General features: G+C 54.3%; 17 protein-coding genes. 15 read left to right on the plus strand and 2 right to left on the minus strand.

Translation table 11 applies throughout. From position 1 onward, the window contains the following. Nucleotides 1–133 precede the first annotated feature (133 nt). From AB1S56_RS06275 to thrC, 4 genes are all read left to right on the plus strand, one after another. The gene (locus AB1S56_RS06275) at nucleotides 134–754 is read left to right on the plus strand and encodes a ribonuclease H-like YkuK family protein (RefSeq protein WP_340873234.1); all 621 of its coding nucleotides are present in this window, start codon (nucleotides 134–136) and stop codon (nucleotides 752–754) included. Nucleotides 755–853: 99 nt separating this feature from the next. Continuing rightward, nucleotides 854–1,345, plus strand: a complete 492-nt coding sequence (locus AB1S56_RS06280) for an MEKHLA domain-containing protein (protein ID WP_340873236.1) — start codon at nucleotides 854–856, stop codon at nucleotides 1,343–1,345. Between the two features lie 15 nt (nucleotides 1,346–1,360). Continuing rightward, on the plus strand, nucleotides 1,361–2,248 hold the full coding sequence (locus AB1S56_RS06285; protein WP_340873237.1) for a DUF72 domain-containing protein: 888 nt from the start codon (nucleotides 1,361–1,363) through the stop codon (nucleotides 2,246–2,248). A gap of 106 nt (nucleotides 2,249–2,354) precedes the next feature. Then, nucleotides 2,355–3,752 (plus strand): threonine synthase, encoded by a 1,398-nt coding sequence (gene thrC / locus AB1S56_RS06290; RefSeq protein WP_340873238.1) that lies wholly within the window; start codon nucleotides 2,355–2,357, stop codon nucleotides 3,750–3,752. A gap of 58 nt (nucleotides 3,753–3,810) precedes the next feature. Here the strand turns inward: thrC and AB1S56_RS06295 are convergent, their stop codons facing one another. Beyond that, entirely contained in the window at nucleotides 3,811–4,686 is an 876-nt protein-coding gene (locus AB1S56_RS06295; RefSeq protein ID WP_340873240.1) for an AraC family transcriptional regulator, read from the minus strand. A 154-nt stretch (nucleotides 4,687–4,840) separates the two neighbouring features. Between AB1S56_RS06295 and AB1S56_RS06300 the strand changes: the two genes are divergently transcribed. From AB1S56_RS06300 to pruA, 11 genes are all read left to right on the plus strand, one after another. Beyond that, the gene (locus AB1S56_RS06300) at nucleotides 4,841–5,899 is read left to right on the plus strand and encodes a Gfo/Idh/MocA family oxidoreductase (protein WP_340873242.1); all 1,059 of its coding nucleotides are present in this window, start codon (nucleotides 4,841–4,843) and stop codon (nucleotides 5,897–5,899) included. Then, the gene (locus AB1S56_RS06305) at nucleotides 5,896–6,753 is read left to right on the plus strand and encodes a sugar phosphate isomerase/epimerase family protein (protein WP_340873243.1); all 858 of its coding nucleotides are present in this window, start codon (nucleotides 5,896–5,898) and stop codon (nucleotides 6,751–6,753) included. Before AB1S56_RS06300 ends, AB1S56_RS06305 begins: the two co-directional genes overlap by 4 nt. A gap of 20 nt (nucleotides 6,754–6,773) precedes the next feature. Beyond that, the gene (locus tag AB1S56_RS06310; protein WP_340873244.1) at nucleotides 6,774–7,664 is read left to right on the plus strand and encodes a sugar phosphate isomerase/epimerase family protein; all 891 of its coding nucleotides are present in this window, start codon (nucleotides 6,774–6,776) and stop codon (nucleotides 7,662–7,664) included. A gap of 166 nt (nucleotides 7,665–7,830) precedes the next feature. Continuing rightward, nucleotides 7,831–9,324 carry a spore germination protein gene (locus AB1S56_RS06315; protein ID WP_340873246.1) on the plus strand — a complete coding sequence of 498 codons (1,494 nt, stop codon included), beginning with the start codon at nucleotides 7,831–7,833 and terminating at the stop codon, nucleotides 9,322–9,324. Between the two features lie 14 nt (nucleotides 9,325–9,338). After that, nucleotides 9,339–10,487 carry a Ger(x)C family spore germination protein gene (locus AB1S56_RS06320; protein ID WP_340873247.1) on the plus strand — a complete coding sequence of 383 codons (1,149 nt, stop codon included), beginning with the start codon at nucleotides 9,339–9,341 and terminating at the stop codon, nucleotides 10,485–10,487. A gap of 23 nt (nucleotides 10,488–10,510) precedes the next feature. Continuing rightward, nucleotides 10,511–10,762, plus strand: coding sequence for a hypothetical protein (locus AB1S56_RS06325; protein ID WP_340873248.1), 252 nt, complete (start codon nucleotides 10,511–10,513; stop codon nucleotides 10,760–10,762). Nucleotides 10,763–10,804: 42 nt separating this feature from the next. Continuing rightward, nucleotides 10,805–11,893: a GerAB/ArcD/ProY family transporter gene (locus AB1S56_RS06330; protein ID WP_340873249.1), complete on the plus strand. Its 1,089-nt coding sequence runs from the start codon at nucleotides 10,805–10,807 to the stop codon at nucleotides 11,891–11,893. A gap of 68 nt (nucleotides 11,894–11,961) precedes the next feature. Continuing rightward, on the plus strand, nucleotides 11,962–13,683 hold the full coding sequence (locus AB1S56_RS06335; RefSeq protein WP_340873250.1) for a methyl-accepting chemotaxis protein: 1,722 nt from the start codon (nucleotides 11,962–11,964) through the stop codon (nucleotides 13,681–13,683). 138 nt (nucleotides 13,684–13,821) lie between these two features. Beyond that, entirely contained in the window at nucleotides 13,822–14,754 is a 933-nt protein-coding gene (locus AB1S56_RS06340) for a manganese-dependent inorganic pyrophosphatase (protein ID WP_340873251.1), read from the plus strand. A gap of 129 nt (nucleotides 14,755–14,883) precedes the next feature. Next, complete coding sequence (locus AB1S56_RS06345; protein ID WP_340873254.1) at nucleotides 14,884–15,186, plus strand: DUF6509 family protein; 303 nt, start codon at nucleotides 14,884–14,886, stop codon at nucleotides 15,184–15,186. A gap of 81 nt (nucleotides 15,187–15,267) precedes the next feature. Beyond that, nucleotides 15,268–16,815: an L-glutamate gamma-semialdehyde dehydrogenase gene (pruA, locus tag AB1S56_RS06350; protein ID WP_340873255.1), complete on the plus strand. Its 1,548-nt coding sequence runs from the start codon at nucleotides 15,268–15,270 to the stop codon at nucleotides 16,813–16,815. 159 nt (nucleotides 16,816–16,974) lie between these two features. On the opposite strand, the gene AB1S56_RS06355 is transcribed toward pruA, so the two are convergent. Continuing rightward, complete coding sequence (locus tag AB1S56_RS06355) at nucleotides 16,975–17,619, minus strand: metal-dependent hydrolase (RefSeq protein WP_340873256.1); 645 nt, start codon at nucleotides 17,617–17,619, stop codon at nucleotides 16,975–16,977. Nucleotides 17,620–18,061: the final 442 nt, after the last annotated feature.

Below are 18,061 nucleotides of genomic sequence, written 5' to 3' on the forward strand. Positions count from 1 at the left end.
GATGCGCCAAGTACATATTGTATAACGCGAGGGCAATAGCGGGGACGTTAGGACTTGTGTCTGAATAGAATGTAGGACAATAGGTACGAAACGGAGAAAGGAAGAAGCCGACTTTGCTTCATAGGTGACCCTTATGATGAGACGACAGATTCCTCTGCTTCATGAGTGTGTTTTCCGCAATCTAAGCGATCGGGATATGGAGCTGGACGAAGTATTCCGGCGCATTCAACAGTTCATGCGGCTTGAGCCGCGGGGCTCGTATCAGCTTGTGATCGGCACGGATGCACAGGTGCATAACGGCCATACCAAATTTGTGACGGCTGTTGTGATTGTCAGGCAGGGCCGAGGCGCCTGGTTCTGCTACCGTCATGTCATTCTGCCGAGGGAAGTGAAATCGATCCAGGAGAAGCTGGGACTGGAAACCTCGTTCAGCCAGGAGATCGCCATGTTCTTCGATGCCGGCAAGCGGGCTCAGCTTGAGGATATCATAATGCCGCATGTGTACTCGGGCGCTGAATTCCACATGTACATCGACATTGACGCGGGAACGGACATGAGGCGCAACGCGACCGCCGCGTATGTGCCGGACATGGTTGGCCGCGTTGAAGCGATGGGCATGTCAGCCCGCGTCAAGCCGGAAGCCATTGTGGCGTCCGCGGTGTCGGATCGGTTCACGAAATCGCCGTACAGGACTTCCAAAAAGCTGGCCGCCAAGCAGCAGCCCAGCTCCGGCGCTGGCGCCGGCGGCTACTGACGAGCCTGCCTCCTCGGCGGCGTCCCTGCTTTCTACATAAATGAGCTTACGTTTCACTCCCGAAGACAATACGACTATCAAGAGAGAGGTTGGAAGGTTATGTACACGGTCAAGGAAAAGACATTATCAAGTGAAGCCGTTCGCTGGATCGGCACGAAGGAGGAGCATGCCAGGCTGCTGCTCGACAGCTATAAGCGGTTAACGGGCAAGACGCTTCTCGTCGAGCAGGCTGGGCAGTCACTGGCGGAAGCGATGGAAGAGGCGCCCTTTGTTGTGCTGTCGCATGGGCTTGAGGACGATCCCATACTCAATTACGGCAATCGTATGGCAAGGAAGCTGTGGGAGATCGATGAGGCTACACTGCTCACGACACCGTCGAGACTGACAGCGGAGCCCATGGAAAGGGATGAGCGAGCACGCTTCCTCGCGCGAGTGTCAGAGCAAGGTTACGTGGATGACTATACGGGAATCCGCATCTCCAGCTTAGGCAGGCGGTTCTTCATCGTGAACGCAACGGTATGGAATCTTGTGGATGATTCGGGGGCATACAGGGGACAAGCAGCGATGTTCGCCGAGCATCGAGATATATAAGGAGGCTGGCGGGTCATGGCCATATCAATAGGACTAGCGGGCTGGGGTGATCACGACTCGCTGTACCCGGCGGGCACAAAGCCTGGCAATCGGCTGAGCGTGTACGGCAGCCACTTCCCGGTTGTGGAGGTCGACAGCACCTTCTATGCGATACAGCCGCAGGAGCGGTTCGCGGCATGGGTGAGCGGCTCGCCGGCCAGCCTGCGGTTTGTGGTCAAAGCCTATCAGGGCATGACGGGCCATCAGCGGGGTCCGGCTGCCGCAGCTCATGACCCGAATGCCATGTCGGAAGCGTTCTGCCGTATGCTGGAGCCAGCTCTCTCGAGCGGCAGGCTGACGGCAGCGCTGTTCCAATATCCTCCTTGGTTCGACTGCACGAGCCGCAATGTGAAGGGACTGCGGGAGATGAAGCGGCGTATGGAGGGCTTCCCGTGCGCGCTGGAGTTCCGGCATCAGAGCTGGTTCCAAGGCGACATGAGGGAGAGGACGCTTGCTTTCATGCGCGAGGAGGGATGGATACACAGTGTCTGCGACGAGCCCCAGGCCGGAATCGGCAGTATTCCGGAGGTGCTGGAGGCGACGGACGCGGAGACAACCCTTGTCCGCTTCCACGGCAGGAACGCTGCCCATTGGAACAATGGCGGCGGTCCCAACTGGCGCGAGGTGCGTTATCTCTATCAATACTCCGACGAGGAGCTTCTGGAGTGGAAGTCGAAGCTGGAGACGCTGGCGGAGAAGAGTCGAGAGGTCGCCGTCATCTTCAACAACAACTCGGGCGGACATGCCGCCGGCAATGCCAAGACCTTAATGGCGATGCTGGGGCAGAGAAAGCCGGACGGCGGCGATCCGCTTGCTTCGCTGCCAGCCCAGCCGCCGCCGCCCGAGCAGCTTGAGCTGTTCTGAATACAAAAAAATGCAATACATATTCGATTTTCGGCGCAAACGGTGATAAAATGCATACAAGAAGCTAATCCACGCGCTGGAGCCGTGGCAAGTAGGAGGAACAACAATGGAGTACATCAGTACAAGGGGCAAGGTTGGCAAAATCGGATTTATCGACGCGTTTATGATGGGTCTCGCGGACGATGGAGGTTTGCTTGTGCCAAGCGAAATCCCGCAGATTTCGGCGGACACGCTGAAGAAGTGGCAGGACCTCAGCTATCAGGAGCTTGTTCTAGAAATTTTCTCTTATTATACGAACGATGAAATTCCCGCAGCGGATCTGAAGGCCATGGTCGAAGCCAGCTACGCGACCTTCCGCGATCCCGAGGTTACACCGGTTAAGCGAATCAGCGACGAGCTGTACCTGCTGGAGCTGTTCCACGGTCCAACGTTTGCGTTTAAGGACATCGCGCTGCAATTTATCGGCAATTTCTATTCCTATGTAGCCGAGAAGCAGGGCAAGAAGATTCATATATTGGGCGCTACCTCCGGCGACACGGGCGCATCCGCCATTCAAGGCGTCAGAGGCAAGGACGGCATCAAAATTTGTATTCTGTTCCCTACCGGCAAAGTAAGCAGGGTGCAGGAGCTGCAGATGACGACTGTGCAGGACGACAACGTGCTGAATCTGTCCGTAGACGGCAATTTCGACGATTGCCAGGGCATGATTAAAGAGCTGTTCGCGGACCTCGACTACAAATCGGCGAATCATCTGGCGGCGATCAATTCCATTAACTTTGTGCGCATCCTGGCGCAGACGGTCTATTACTTCTATTCCTACTTCCAAGTGGCCAAAGCGAACGGCGGCAGCATCGGCAAGGTGAACTTCAGCGTGCCGACGGGCAACTTCGGCGATATTTTTGCAGGATACTTAGCGAAGCGCATGGGACTGCCGGTTGGCAAGCTGATTCTGGCGACGAACGAAAACAACATTCTGGAGCGGTTTATCGAGGAAGGCGTCTATATGCCAGGCGATTTCCGTATTACGTACAGCCCTTCCATGGATATTCAGGTGGCGAGCAACTTCGAGCGCTATTTGTATTATGTGCTGGGAGAGGACGCGGAGGAAGTGAGCCGTCTTATGGCGCAATTCAAAACCGAAGGGGAAATTGCGATTTCGGCGGAGGTGCTGTCTCTGGTGCAATCGGAATTTGCTGCGCACGGAGTAGACGGGCAAGAATGTCTCGACACGATCTCGCAGTTCAAGACGGAGCATGATTATTTGCTGGACCCGCATTCCGCTTGCGGCGTAGCCGCTGTATACGAATGCGCCGAAGAGGGCGAAATCAGCATCTCGCTGGCGACCGCCCACCCTGCCAAGTTCGACGAAGCGATCCGCCTGTGCGGCATCGAGCAATCGTTCCCAGCCGAAATTTCCGGGCTGTTCGACAAGCCTCAACGTCAGGTGCTGGTCGAAGGCAAGCTGGAGGACGTAGTGGCGCAGCTTGACAAATTTTATAACTAATGACCAAATGCGAGACCCCCGCCGAGTTCCGAATCGGCGGGGGTCTTTCCCATGTGCGCTATGGCATCCGCACCTGCGACGGGGGCATCCCCTTGTACTTCTTGAAGGTCCTGCTGAAGTAATAGATATCATGGAAGCCTGTCTCTGCGGCGATCTCGGAGACGGTGAGCTTGGTCGTTCGCAGCAGATGATCCGCTTTGTCGAGACGGGCAGCTGTCACGTATTCAGTAACCGTGCGGCCTGTCAGCTCCTTGAACAGCCGGCTGAAGTGGAAGCGGCTGAGTCCCGCGATGCCGGACAGCAGCTCGACGGAAAGCTCGTCCCTATAGTGCTCCGCGATATAGCGGAAGACGGGCTCGAAGCGCTCGACGTTTTTCATTCGCTCCGCATGCTCGTCCTTGGTCAGGACGGTGGCCACATGGCCGCGCAGCAGCAGGGTCATGAGGCGGTACAGCTCGGACTTAATGGCAAGCTCATAGCCGAACTTGCGCTCTCTCAGCTCGCCAATCAAAGCCCGCATGCAGGCATTGGTCGACTCGTCCCCGCGAATGAGATTGCGCAGCAGCAGTCGGTTCTGAGATATCGGCGCTATAAACTTTGTTTCGGCGGCGTCCACCGAGCCGCTGTGGAGCAGCGATATGTCTGAAATCAAGCAATAATAGACAACCTCTGACGTCAGGCTGAAGCCGTAGTGAAGCTCATTGCTGTTGACGACAATCAGATCCCCAGGCAAGGCATGTATGGGTGTTGAGCCGCATTCAATAACGGCCTCTCCAGCTTCAATAAACAGAAATTCGAGATGCTCGTGCCAATGATGGGGAAACATGACGATGCCGGCCTGGTCGAAACGGGTCCGGTGCGCCTTGATGGGAAAATGAGGATTCGGCATGCTCATCGTTTCACGAAGCGAGTCGTATTTGCCGGGCATAGTCATGGATAAGTCCCTCCTTGCCAGAGCACATTTGTACAAACAAACCGCACGCCTTTGCATGGGCGCTTCAGGATGAATTCATTATAATACGAAAGTGTGGACATATAAAAGCTATCCAGTGAAATATCACTTTCAAGGCGATAAGGAGAGGTTGGCAATGGCAGTGGTCCAAATCGGAGTAATCGGCAACGGCTCGATCTCGGCATCCCATCTGAATGCTTATCAAAACAACAAAAGTGCAAACATCAATGCCGTTTGCGATCTGAATGAAGAGCGCGCCCGCGCGGCAGCGGACAAATACGGAGCGGAGAAGGTCTATACGGATTACCGAGAGCTCCTTGCGGACCCCGCGATTAACGCCGTCAGCATCTGCACCTGGAACAATACACATGCGGAGATCAGCATTGCAGCCGTGAAGGCTGGCAAGCACGTGCTGGTGGAGAAGCCGCTCTGCCGTACAGTCGAGGAGGCGCTGGAGGTGCAGCGGGCCGTGGAGGCTTCAGACCGCATTCTGCAGGTTGGCTTCGTCCGGCGTTACGACAACAACGCTCAGCTGCTCAGAAGCCTGGCCGAGCAAGGCGAATTCGGCGAAATCTATTACGCCAAGGCGACGGCGTTCCGCCGGCTGGGCAATCCTGGCGGCTGGTTCTCGGACATCGAACGTTCAGGCGGAGGCCCGCTGATCGATATCGGCGTACACGTCATCGATCTATGCTGGTATATGATGGGCCGGCCCAAGCCGACAGCCGTCAGCGCCAATACATATCGCAAGCTGGGCAACCGCTCCAACATCCAGAATCTGTCGTTCTACAAGGCGGCGGATTATGACTCCTCCAAGAATACCATCGAGGATATGGCCAACGCGCTTATTCGGTTCGAGAACGGCGCTTCCCTGATGGTTGACGTCAGCTTCACCCTTCATGCCAAGAAGGATGAGATGAGTGTGCGTCTATACGGGGACAAGGGCGGCATGGAGATTGATCCAGAGGCAGTGATCGTATCGGAGAGGAACAACACGATCGTCAACATTCATCCGCAGACGGATCATAAAGCCTTCGACTTCGCGAGCGGCTTCCAGAACGAAATCGACCACTTCATCGAAAGCGTGCTGAATGGCACGCAGCCAATCAGCCCCGTGCAGGACGGCGTCGAAATCATGAAAATCTTGTGCGGCATCTACGAATCCGCGGAGAAGGGCCATGAGGTGAAGCTATGAAGCTGGGCATCAGCACGTACAGCCTGCACAAGGCGTTCTCCTCCGGCGAGCTGTCCATCATCGAGGTCATCGATTATATTGCCAGTATCGGAGCGGAGCATGCGGAGATTGTACCGCTTGGGTTCTCGTTGACGGACAATCCGGAGCTGGTTCAGGATATTCGTCAAGCGGCGGGGCGCGGAGGCATCGAGCTGTCCAATTACGCGATTGGCGCGAATTTCGCCGGCTTGTCGGATGAAGCGTTCGAGAACGAGATTGCACGCGTGAAACGGGAGGTCGATGTCTGTGCTGCACTCGGCATCTCTCGCATGCGGCATGATGTAGCCTCACCCAAGGACATCTCTATCGGCAGCTTCCTGGCGGAGCTGCCGCGACTGGCACAGGCCTGCCGCGAAATCGCGGAGCACGCGCAGAGCCGCGGCATTACAACCAGCGTGGAGAATCACGGCTATTTCATACAGCATAGCGACCGGGTGCAGGCGCTTGTCCAAGCGGTTGGACGGGATAACTTCCGCACGACCCTTGACGTTGGCAACTTCCTGTGCGCGGACGAGAATCCCGTTACCGCCGTCCGCAATAACATTGGGCTGGCATCCATGGTTCACGTGAAGGACTTCTATATCCGGCCTTCCAAGCGGTATCCGGGCGAAGGCTGGTTCAAGTCCTCCGGCGGCAATTATCTGCGCGGAGCGATCGTCGGCCAAGGCGATATCGACATGCCGGAGGTGCTCCGCATCGTCAAGGACAGCGGCTACGACGGCTATATCTCTATCGAGTTCGAAGGCATGGAAGAATGCAAGGCCGGTACAAGGATGGGGTTTGACTACGTCAAGGGATTATGGGCCGCATTATAATACAAGGGAGGAATAAGGGTATGGCATCTCCGATTATGACGAATAAGATTGGCGTTATCGTGGACAGCTTCCAGGTCGGCGTAAGAGAAGGACTGCAGAAGGCGAAGCAGGTTGGGGCGGATGGCGTACAGATCTATGCGGTGAAGGGCGAGATGGACCCTGACAATCTATCGCCTGCGGCGCGCAAGGAGCTGAGGTCGTATATAGAGTCGCTGGGCTTGCAGATATCAGCGCTTGTCGGCGATCTTGGCGGCCATGGCTTCCAGGATTCTGCCCAGAATCTGTACAAGATCGATAAATCGAAACGAATTATGGAGCTTGGCATGGAGCTTGGCACGAATATTATTACGACGCATATCGGCATTGTGCCAGACGACACGAACAGCCAAGTGTATGAATCCATGCATGCGGCTTGTGAGGAGCTTAGCCGCTTTGCCAGCGGGATGGGCGCATACTTCGCAATCGAGACGGGACCGGAGACGTCCCAGCATCTGAAATCCTTCCTCGACAGTCTTGGATCGAGAGGCGTATCCGTTAACTTCGATCCCGCGAACATGGTAATGGTGACCGGCGATGACCCTGTACAGGGTGTATATATGCTGAAGGACTACATCGTGCATACCCATGCCAAGGACGGCGTGAAGCTGGGCAGCATCGATCCCAGGGACGTCTACGGCTTTTATGGGTACGAGGCGGAGCTCGATCACGAGAAGGTTGCCTCCATGGCGGAATCCGGCGAGGCGTTCCGCGAGGTGCCCCTTGGAGAAGGCAGCGTCGACTGGAACGCTTACCTTCAGGCATTAAAGGACATTGGGTACGGAGGCTATCTGACGATTGAGCGCGAGGTTGGAACAAATCCGGAGGGGGACATTCGGCTAGCCGTTGAGTTTCTGAAAAAGTATAGACGTTAACTGTCACCTCTAGGCCCTTGCAACGATGGCTATACGCTATTGTTAGCAAGGGCTTTTTGTTGTTGCTATATTTTATAGTTGTTGCACACTTCACAAGGCTAGTGTCGAATATGGATTTCCATTGTAGGAAATAATGGGAACATGTCGAATAAACGGGTGATTTCAAGTGAGTAAAGAGACGGAAGCGGCGACAATGGGGCAGGAGCTCTCTTCTGATCTGGAGCAGAACCTGCGGCAGCTTAAGCGTATATTCCAAGGCAGCGGAGATATCCTGTTCAGGCCTTGGGGCTACGGTTCGGACTACAGCAGCAAAGCGTGCTCGATTTACTATAGCACGCTGGTCCAAGAGGATGCGGTCAACTATATGAAGTTGTCGCTGCAGGACCTCGAGAAGCATGAGGTGGGTCCAGGAACAGGAGTTTCCTTGGAGAAGCTTCAGCTTTTTTTTGAAAACAACGGGGCATCGACACGGAAAGCGATGCTTGTGGATCATATGACGCAGCTCGTAGAGGAAATTTCAAACGGAAAGCTGGTCATCTTATTCGATGGCTGGAGCAAGGCGCTGAGCTATCAAGCGCAATCGGTGGAAACCAGGCAGATTAATGAGCCGGTGAATGAATCCGTTGTGTTGGGACCACGCGAGAGCACAGTAGAAAATTTAGAAAAAAACTTAGGCTTGCTCAGGCTGAGACTCAAAACGCCAAAATTTAAAATTGAGATGGTGACGGGTGGCGGTGGAACCCAAACCACAATAGCATACGGCTATATCGAAGGGACGGTCGACGACGAGCTGCTGACGGAATTTAAGCAAAGAATGAAGCAAATGGAGTCAACGGAAATACTGGAGACGTCTTATATCGAGCAGCTTATTGAGGATTCTGTCTGGTCCCCGTTCCCCCAGCATCGCTATACCGAAAGAACGGATATGGCGGTCGCCGCTCTGCTTGACGGCAAAATTGTCGTTCTTGTACAGGGCACGGGAGGCATGCTTTTATGCCCCGGATTATTCCCGGAATTTTTCCAATCCAGCGAGGATTATTACCAGCGCACCGTGATCTCCTCCATGATTCGCTGGCTGCGCATTGTTGCGTTTATTATCGCGCTTACCTTGCCCAGCATCTATATCGCGCTGTCGACCTTTCACCCCGAGCTGATACCGACAGTGCTACTGCTGGCGATACTGAACGCGAGAGAAGGCATACCGCTGCCGGCTTTTTTCGAAGCGCTGCTGATGGAGTTTTTTTTCGAGCTGATGCGGGAGGCCGGCGTCAGGCTGCCTCGTCCAATCGGATCGGCGGTCAGTATCGTTGGCGCGCTTGTTATCGGTGACGCGGCGATCAGCGCAGGCATTGCGTCTCCTATTATGGTTATTGTCGTTGCGCTTACAGGCATCGCTTCCTTCTCTATCCCGCAATACGGGATGGCGATTGCCCTGCGCATATTACGATTTCCGTTAATGATAAGCGCGGCTGTGCTTGGAGGCTTCGGCATGATGATCTGCATCCTGTTTATGCTGCTTCACCTATGCAAGCTTCGTTCGCTTGGCCAGCCTTATCTGGCGGGTCTTGGGCCATTCCGAGTTCAGGATCTTCGTGACATTGTGATGCGTGTACCGCTCAAAAAGCTGCTCCGTTCACCCCGAAGCCTGCATAAACGATGAAAGGGAGGAGCGGGATGGTCTACAAGGCAACAATCGTTATTCTGTTCATGTCTTTCATCCTGACGGGCTGCTGGAGCAAATATGAGCTTACGGAACGGGCCTTCGTTATGGGAGTGGCTCTGGATTTGCGGGAGGACGGCCGAATTGAAATGCTGACGCAAATGTATCGTCCAACCTCCTCGGAAATCGGAAAATCGACAGCTACGATTTCAGAATCCAGTGTGAATATCAAGACGGCGGACGACACCGTCATGGAAGCGATTCGCGATATTCCGATTCATCTGGGCCGGCTTGGGCAATGGAGCCATATGCGCGTCATTATTGTAGGGGAGAAGCTGGCGCGTTCGATGAATTTGCTGGAGGGGCTCGATTTTTTTTACAGGGATCATGAACCGAGGGCCAGTGTTTCCATTATGATCTCGAAGGGCAAGGCGGCCAAACTGTTCGAGAAAAGTCCTCTGATTGAGCAGACGACGGCACAGCAGCTGCTGCGTTCGGAGGTAGCCTCTTATATGAATGCCGCCAAAACGGTGGACACCAGCCTGCTTGACTTAGTTCGCGATATGAAGAGCGCCCACCCGGATACTGCAATCGCATATGTGTATGAGGATACACGAACCTCCCATATGTTTTCTGCAGCTGGAATGGCGCTGATTAAGGACGGCAGGATGACAGGCGTGCTTCCATCGAGCAGGGTCGAGGGATATCTGATGCTCACACAGAAATATCAGTCTGGCGCCATCGAGATTCGATGTCCGGGACGGAATCGAGCGGAAGAGTCGGTAGAAGTGCTGACTCTGGATACCAACGTTAAGCCGCATATTCAAGGGGAGCAGATTGAAGTGAAGGTAAAAATCGATGCCGAAATATCTATTAATGAGCTGAAATGCACGAAGATCGCCAGCAAGGAAGATGAGCGCGCGTTTAATCGCAAGGTCGAGAAGGAGATCTCTCGACAGGTGAAGGAAGCGATCCAGACGCTGCAGGAGCAGAAGATCGACGCCATTGGCATTGGCAAATGGATATACCGCCATCATCCAAAGGAATGGGAGCGGCTCAAGCCCAATTGGGACGAGAGGTTTGCGGCCATTCCCTTCAAGATCGAGACCAAAATGAAGCTGGTGACGAACGGCACCATTACCAGCAAGAAGCTGTCCAAATAAAAAGGTGGTGACCTCACACATCCATGTGGGAAAGAATGCTGATTGTCGGGACCGCACTCGTCGGCATGGCGTTGTATGACGGCTTCACTTTGCGAAATAAGCTTGCAGCAAGGGGGAAGCTGGTATACGGCGCGCTTATTGCGTTATCCTTGTATGCCGCCGTCGATTTTATATTTACGCTGAATCTGTTCGATTACCTGGACGCGGTGATTATACCGTTCGAGTCGACGGCCAAAGCGATTGAGGAAGCACTCAAAACCGACTGGGAGAAGTAAGCGTTAGGGGCAAGCTGATGGCCAAGCTGAAGGAGGAGCCGCATGAAGAAGGAGCAGATCAGCCACATGCAAGCGGGAGTACTACTCTTTGTATTTATGACGGGGTCCTCCATTATTAATATTCCGGGTCCTCTTATTGCCAAAGCTGGCAATGGCGCATGGATTTCTCTGCTGCTGTCCGGCGCCTGGGGTCTCTGTGTGCTGTCCATGCTGCTTTTCCTGTACAAACGATTTCCAGAGCTTAGCTATATCGACTACAGCCGCAAGCTAATCGGACATGTGCCAACGCTGTTATTTGGCCTCATGACGCTCACCTTTCTGTTCCAGATGCTATCGGCTATTGTGATGGATGTTGGTTTGTTTATGGTGACCTCCATGCTGCGGCAGACGCCCGTCTATGTGTTCACTTCATTGATCCTGCTCATCGCTGCGATGACGGTCAGGGCGGGCATTGAGGTTATCGCCCGAATGTTCATGATCATTATGATGTTCAGCGTATTTTTTATATCCATTACATTATTGCTCGCGATCCCTGACTATCACCCCGAATTTCTGCTGCCGATTATTCCGAAGGGGATCAAGCCTGTGCTGCACGGCGCATACTTCACATTCGGCTTTCCTTATGCCGAGGTATTTATGTTCGGGATGATTATGCAGCATGTGGGGATCAAATATAGGCACAAGGTTTCAAGGTGCATGCTGATTGCGCTTGGCCTGAATGTCATTACCTTGATGATATCGGTGGTCAGCTCGATTATGATATTCGGCCCATATGCGAGCGTTCAGCCATATGTGCTGTTTGCGGTGGCGCGGCTTGTGGAATTTCAGGAAATCATTCAGCGCATTGAATCGATTATCGGCATGTCGCTCATATTGGGCTCTTATATGAAAGCGACGATTACCCTGCATGTTATCTGCCTGTTTCTTGCGCGTCTCTTCGGGCTGGAGAACAGCTCAGCGCTTGCGCTGCCGGTTGCGTTCCTCTGCTTTATCGCAGGGCTGGTTACCTTTGATGGTCCTTCGCAATGGGGAATGGTTGTGACGGCTGTGCACCCCTTATGGGCGTTTGCTGTTTTTTTTCTGCCGGTTGCCATTCTGACGGTGACAGCGGCGGTTAGGAGAAATGTGTAGCGTGAAGACGGTCGATTCCTGTAAAATGGTGTCATATTGTTGGCATCATTAGGAAGGGGATACTCCGGTTGAATCGTTTGCTGACTCGCATGGTTTTGTTTTTCTCTTGTTTAATTATTGCCGCGGTGGTCGTGTTAGGCTTCACGATTTACCGTTCCTCCATGAGTCTTGTTGAAAGCTCGCTGGGGGCGCAGGCCCAGCTGGCGGCCGAGAATGCCGCCAAGCTTATCGATCCTGAGAAGTATGCGGCATTGACGCCGGATGCAGGAGAAACGGCTTATTATTACGAGCTGCGAGAGCAGCTGAACGAGCTGCGAGAGCTGAACGGGCTTAAGTACTTATACACGTTAGGGCGTGGTGAGGAAGGTGGCCAATACTATTATTATTATATGGTTGACGGCGCGCCTATGGACGTTTCTGAGGATGATTTCTCGCCAATCGGCACAAGAGAGGATTACGCTTATCCCGGTATGCTTCAAGCGTTCGCGGAAGGGAATCCTGTTGTTGGAGAGCTGACCAACGATGAGCAATACGGAGCGACGATTACGGCATATGTGCCGCTTCAGGATGCGGATGGTGCATTAATGGGGCTTATCGGCGCGGACTTCGATTCCACCAAGGTGTATGCGCTAATGGCGGACAATACTAGGACGACGCTGATCGTTGCGGGTGCCATTATTGCGGCAGGCATCGCGCTGGTCTTCGCCCTGGCAAGCTATTTGACACGGCCGCTGCAGCAGCTGACAACAACGGTTGCCAAAGTGAGAGAAGGCGATATGACTGTGGATATCGGGATCAAGCGCAAGGACGAGATTGGCCATCTGGCGATGACGTTCCAGCAGCTTGTGAGCAATACAAGAACGGTTATTCGCAGCATGAGAGACAATTCGGAACGGCTGCTGACGGCTTCGGAAGGCGTGTCCCACCATGCAAGGAGCACAACGGAGGCAAGCCGGCAGATCGCAGCCAGCATTCATGAAGCCTCCGCAGGGGCTTCCACCCAGGTAAGCCGTGCGACCGATATGACCAAGGCGGTAGAAAGCGTAGCTCGCAGCATGCAGCGGATTACGGAATCGGCGGGCGTAGTGTCTGAGATTGCCCAGGATACTAAGGAACGCTCCGATCGGGGCAAGGTGCTTATCGGCAGCGCGGTATCGGAGATGGAGAGGATCGGAGAAGCAGCGGGCGCCATGCTGGAGGCAACGAAGCGGCTTGAGAGCCGCTCTGGAGAGATTGGCGGCATTACGTCTGTGCTGGCGGATATTGCTTCGCAGACGAACCTACTGGCTCTGAATGCGGCGATCGAAGCCGCAAACGCCGGTGAGCACGGGAGAGGTTTTGCGGTTGTTGCGGATCAGGTGCGAAAGCTTGCGGTGCAATCCCGCACGTTTGCGGAGCAGATCGCGGGACTTATCGAAGCGACTCGCGCAGAGACAGTCCAGCTGTCGGCGGACATGGCGGACAATGCCGTTAAGGTGAAGGACGGAATCGGAGTGGTTAAGGAAGCCGGAGAGACCTTCTACGCGATCGTGAATGGGCTGGATTTGGTTCACGCCCAGCTGCAGGAGATGTACGCCGCGTCGCAAGAGGTATCCGCCGAATCGGAGGAGGTGGCGGCGAGCGTGGAGGAGATGGAGCGGATATCCCGCAACGCCGCCCAGCATTTCCAGGGCATCGCGGACAGCTCTGGCGCTCAGATCATATCGATGGATGAGGTGGCGGTATCCGCTGAATCGCTCCGTGGCATATCGAACGAGCTGGACGCTTTGAATCGGCGGTTTACGGTTTAAGGCGCCAGTATGGGCGGCCATTTATAATTTTGACTTATAGTATAGGAATACGGTGGATTTAAGGGTATAATCGGTAATAGTGTATCATCAACCTAAACGGCCCATGCGGCTAATCTATTTGGTAAGGAGTAATTGGCAATGGCAAAAACGCTTATTTTCGGGCACAAAAACCCGGACACGGACACCATTACATCGGCAATCGCTTATGCGGAGCTGAAAACAAAGCTGGGAGCTGACGTTGAGGCGGTTCGTCTTGGCGAAGTAAATGGAGAGACGGCTTTCGCACTGCAAACATTCGGCATCGAGGCGCCGCGCCTCGTGGAGAACGTTGCGGACGAAGCGAAGGATGTTATTCTGGTTGACCACAACGAGCGCCAGCAAAGCGCTAACGATATCGATAAAGTGCGCGTTGTCGAGGTTATCGACCATCACCGGATCGCCAACTTCGAGACAGCGGGCCCGCTGTACTTCCGCGCAGAGCCAGTAGGCTGCACAGCAACGATTCTGCTGAAGCTGTACAAGGAGAACGGCGTGGAGATCCGCAAGGAAATTGCCGGTCTTATGCTGTCGGCAATCATCTCCGACTCCCTGCTGTTCAAATCGCCGACTTGCACCGAGCAAGACGTAGCGGCTGCTCGCGAGCTGGCAGCTATCGCAGGCGTAGACGCAGAGACTTATGGATTGGACATGCTCAAGGCTGGCGCTGATCTTAGCGACAAGACGATTGAGCAGCTGATCTCTATCGACGCGAAGGAATTTTCGATGGGCAGCTACAAGGTCGAAATCGCGCAAGTCAACGCTGTTGACGTAAACGATGTGCTGAGCCGCCAGGCAGAGCTTGAAGAAGCGCTGAACGGTATTATCGCTTCCAAAGGCCTGGATCTGTTCCTGCTGGTTGTGACAGACATTCTGAACAACGATTCCATCGGTCTGGCGCTTGGCAGCCAGGCGCAAGGCGTGGAGAAGGCGTTCGGCGTGAAGCTGGAGAACAACAAAGCGCTGCTCCAAGGCGTCGTATCCCGCAAATCGCAAATCGTGCCTCCGCTGACTGAGGCGCTGAGCGCTCTGTAATATTTGATAGGATGAATAGGAGGCAGTCCGGGGCTTCGTTGCGAAGCTTCGGGCTGTCTTTGCTTTAACATATACTATAAGTTATCTCGTTTACGCCTGGGAAGGGCGAGATGAAGGGGTGAAGGTGACATGTTTGAAATTAGGGAATTTACGATTGAGAAGCTAAGGGATCCATACCGCATCTTGTCCGGCGATCGCTTCGAGCTGTATATGGAGCTGGAGATTGATGAGGAGGACGAGCTGTATATGGAGGAAGGGGTCAGGCTTCGCGTTATTTACGTCAAGGAAGAGTCTAGCGCGTCCCGTATTGTAAAATATGAATTTCTGAATGCAGGGAGCGGCGCTTACATCGATATGGAGATGACGGAGGAGGAGGAGGCGTTTATCGACGCCTTCTGCAAGGAGCGGCTGGAATTGCCTCTGGAGGAATAGGCATATCGCTTGATTCCCTCCGCATAAGTTTCATAGAAGAGCTCTACGAACCTTTATTACCTGGCTAAGGGGGAGAGACTTATGCGGGAGCCTTTCCGGAACGAGCCGTTTACGGATTTCACCTTAAGCGACTCTATCTCAGATTTTCAAGCCGCGCTGCGAAGCGTGGAGTCCCAGCTTGGCCTCGAATATCGACTGAAGATCGGTTCCGACCGCATCGAAACGACGAATAAGCGGAAGTCGATTAATCCTTCCGAATTTAAGCAGATTGTAGGTATCGTCTCGCAGGGGGACGCGAATTATGCCCACAAAGCGATACTGGCTGCGGCCGCAGCCTTCGAGGACTGGAAGCGGGTTCCGCCCGCGGCACGGGCCAGAGTGCTGTACAAAGCGGCGGCGATTCTGCGACGCCGCAAGCATGAATTCTCCGCGTGGATGGTGTACGAAGCGGGCAAAACCTGGGTGGAGGCGGACGGCGATACGGCGGAAGCGATCGATTTCATGGAATTCTACGGCCGTGAGATGGAGCGACTGGCAGAACGGCAGCCGTTGGTGCCCTTCCAGGGTGAAGACAACGAGCTGACCTATATGCCGCTTGGCGTCGGCATCGTCATTCCGCCGTGGAACTTCCCGCTTGCCATTATGGTCGGTATGACGATGGCTTCTGTCGTTGCGGGCAATACGGTTGTGCTGAAGCCGGCAAGCCCGACCGCGGTAATTGCCGCCAAGTTCATTGAGCTGCTGGAGGAAGCGGGCTTGCCGGATGGGGTTGTGAATTATTTGCCCGGGGCCGGAGGCGATATCGGCGATTTCCTGGTGGAGCATCCCCTGACAAGATTTGTTTGCTTTACGGGCTCGCGGGAGGTAGGTCTCCGTATCAATGAACGAGCGGCAGCGGTACAGCAGGATCAGAAGTGGATCAAACGTGTCATTGCGGAGATGGGCGGCAAGGACACCATCATTGTGGCGGAGGATGCCGATCTGGATCTGGCGGCAGAGGCGATTACCGCCTCGGCGTTCGGCTTCTCGGGACAGAAGTGCTCTGCCTGCTCGCGGGCTGTCATTGAGGAAGCCGTCTACGAGGATGTGCTGGAGAGGGTAGTAAAGCGCACGGCAGCGCTGAAGATCGGGCTTGCAGCGGAGCAGTCGACGGAGATTGGTCCGGTCATCGACGAGCGGGCTTATATTAATATCTTGAAATATATCGAGGTGGGACGCACGGAAGGCACGCTAGTGCTGGGAGGCAGCAAGCGGGGCGGCACAGGCTATTTCATAGAACCTACGATTATTCGTGATGTGGCTCCTTACGCAAGAATCGCCCAGGAGGAAATATTTGGTCCGGTGCTTGCGTTCATCAAGGCCGCGAATTTCGACGCGGCGCTTGATATCGCAAACAATACGGCATTCGGCTTGACCGGGGCTGTCATCTCGCGCGACCGCGCGAAGCTGGAGAAGGCCAGGGAAGAGTTCCATGTGGGCAATCTGTACTTGAATCGCAAGTGCACGGGGGCTCTCGTCGGCGTTCAGCCATTCGGCGGCTTTAATATGTCCGGCACCGATTCCAAGGCGGGCGGACGGGACTATTTGCTGCTGCTCACCCAGGCTAAGGTCGTGTCGGAGCGGTTTTGAATGAAAGTTCAAAGGGCTCTCCTTTGATCACGAAGCATTTCCTGAAGGCAGATTCGACTTCGAGTCTTGGATTCAGCCGAGATCTCCGGTGCTGAAAAGTGGACCTTTTGAACTTGATTTGAATTGAAGCTATTTAATGAATTAAACCTGCCTAAAGAATTAAACCTTGATTCTGAAAGTGAATTTGGTTAGCGGGTACAGCCACTTCACGCCGCTCGGCGTGAGGGTGTCCGCTGCGAGATGGGACAAGTATCCAAGCGCTGCGGTTATGGCCAACCCCTCTACCTGAAGATCCTGCTCAAGCCCTGTGCCGAGCCACCACCAGAGAGGAATCATCCATAGGGTATGCGTGAGTCCCCGGTGATTCAGCCACGGCGCCCAAGCGATGAAGACACCCACTCCGATCAGCCACCATTCTCCTCTGGACAGTCCAAGCGCCGCAACGCCAATGCCGACAAGGCTGACTAGAGCATTACGAATCGCGCCAGTGCTCATTGTTAAGCCGATCAGCATGGCGGAGATGCCCGCGCATGCGATTTCCAGCCGGACGGTGTGACCGGCGAGCCATAGATAGAGGACTGCAGCCGCGCATATGCAGCCGACCCATACGGCGTATTGACGAATTTGTCTGCTGGCCTTGGTCAGCTTGCCGCTCAGCATGCTGGTGCCGTCCAAATCTGCAGCAAGCGCCGAGAAGGCCGCAGCTCCGATATAAGTGTGCGCGTGCGTTAAATCCGGCGAAAAGTAGACTGCCGCCCCCGCGCCGATGGCGACTCCGATCGCCAAATGCGTTTTTCCCCTCATGCTGCTGTGAAAGCCTCCTGTATGTTCTAGTAGTAATGTCGCCAGCAGCGAATAGACGTTCTTGGCACGTCTATTTCACTCAAACATGCCTCATTCGACCATTTAGATGTTTCTGGCACGTCTATTTGCTCGAAAACTCCCGTCCCGGCACGAATAGACGTTTCTGGCACGTCTATTTCACTCAAACATGCCTCACTCGCCCATTTAGATGTTCCTGACACGTCTATTTGCTCGAACCCCCCCGTCCCAGCACGAATAGACGTTTCTGGCACGTCTATTTCACTCAAACATGCCTTACTCGCACATTTAGATGTTTCTGGCACGTCTATTTGCTCGAAAACCCCCGTCCCGGCACGAATAGACGTTCCTGGCACGTCTATTTCACACAAACATGCCTCACTCGACCATTTAGACGTTTCTGGCACGTCTGTTTGCTCGAAAA

It is taken from the genome of Paenibacillus sp. PL2-23 (assembly GCF_040834005.1).
In the GTDB taxonomy this organism is placed as follows: domain Bacteria; phylum Bacillota; class Bacilli; order Paenibacillales; family Paenibacillaceae; genus Pristimantibacillus.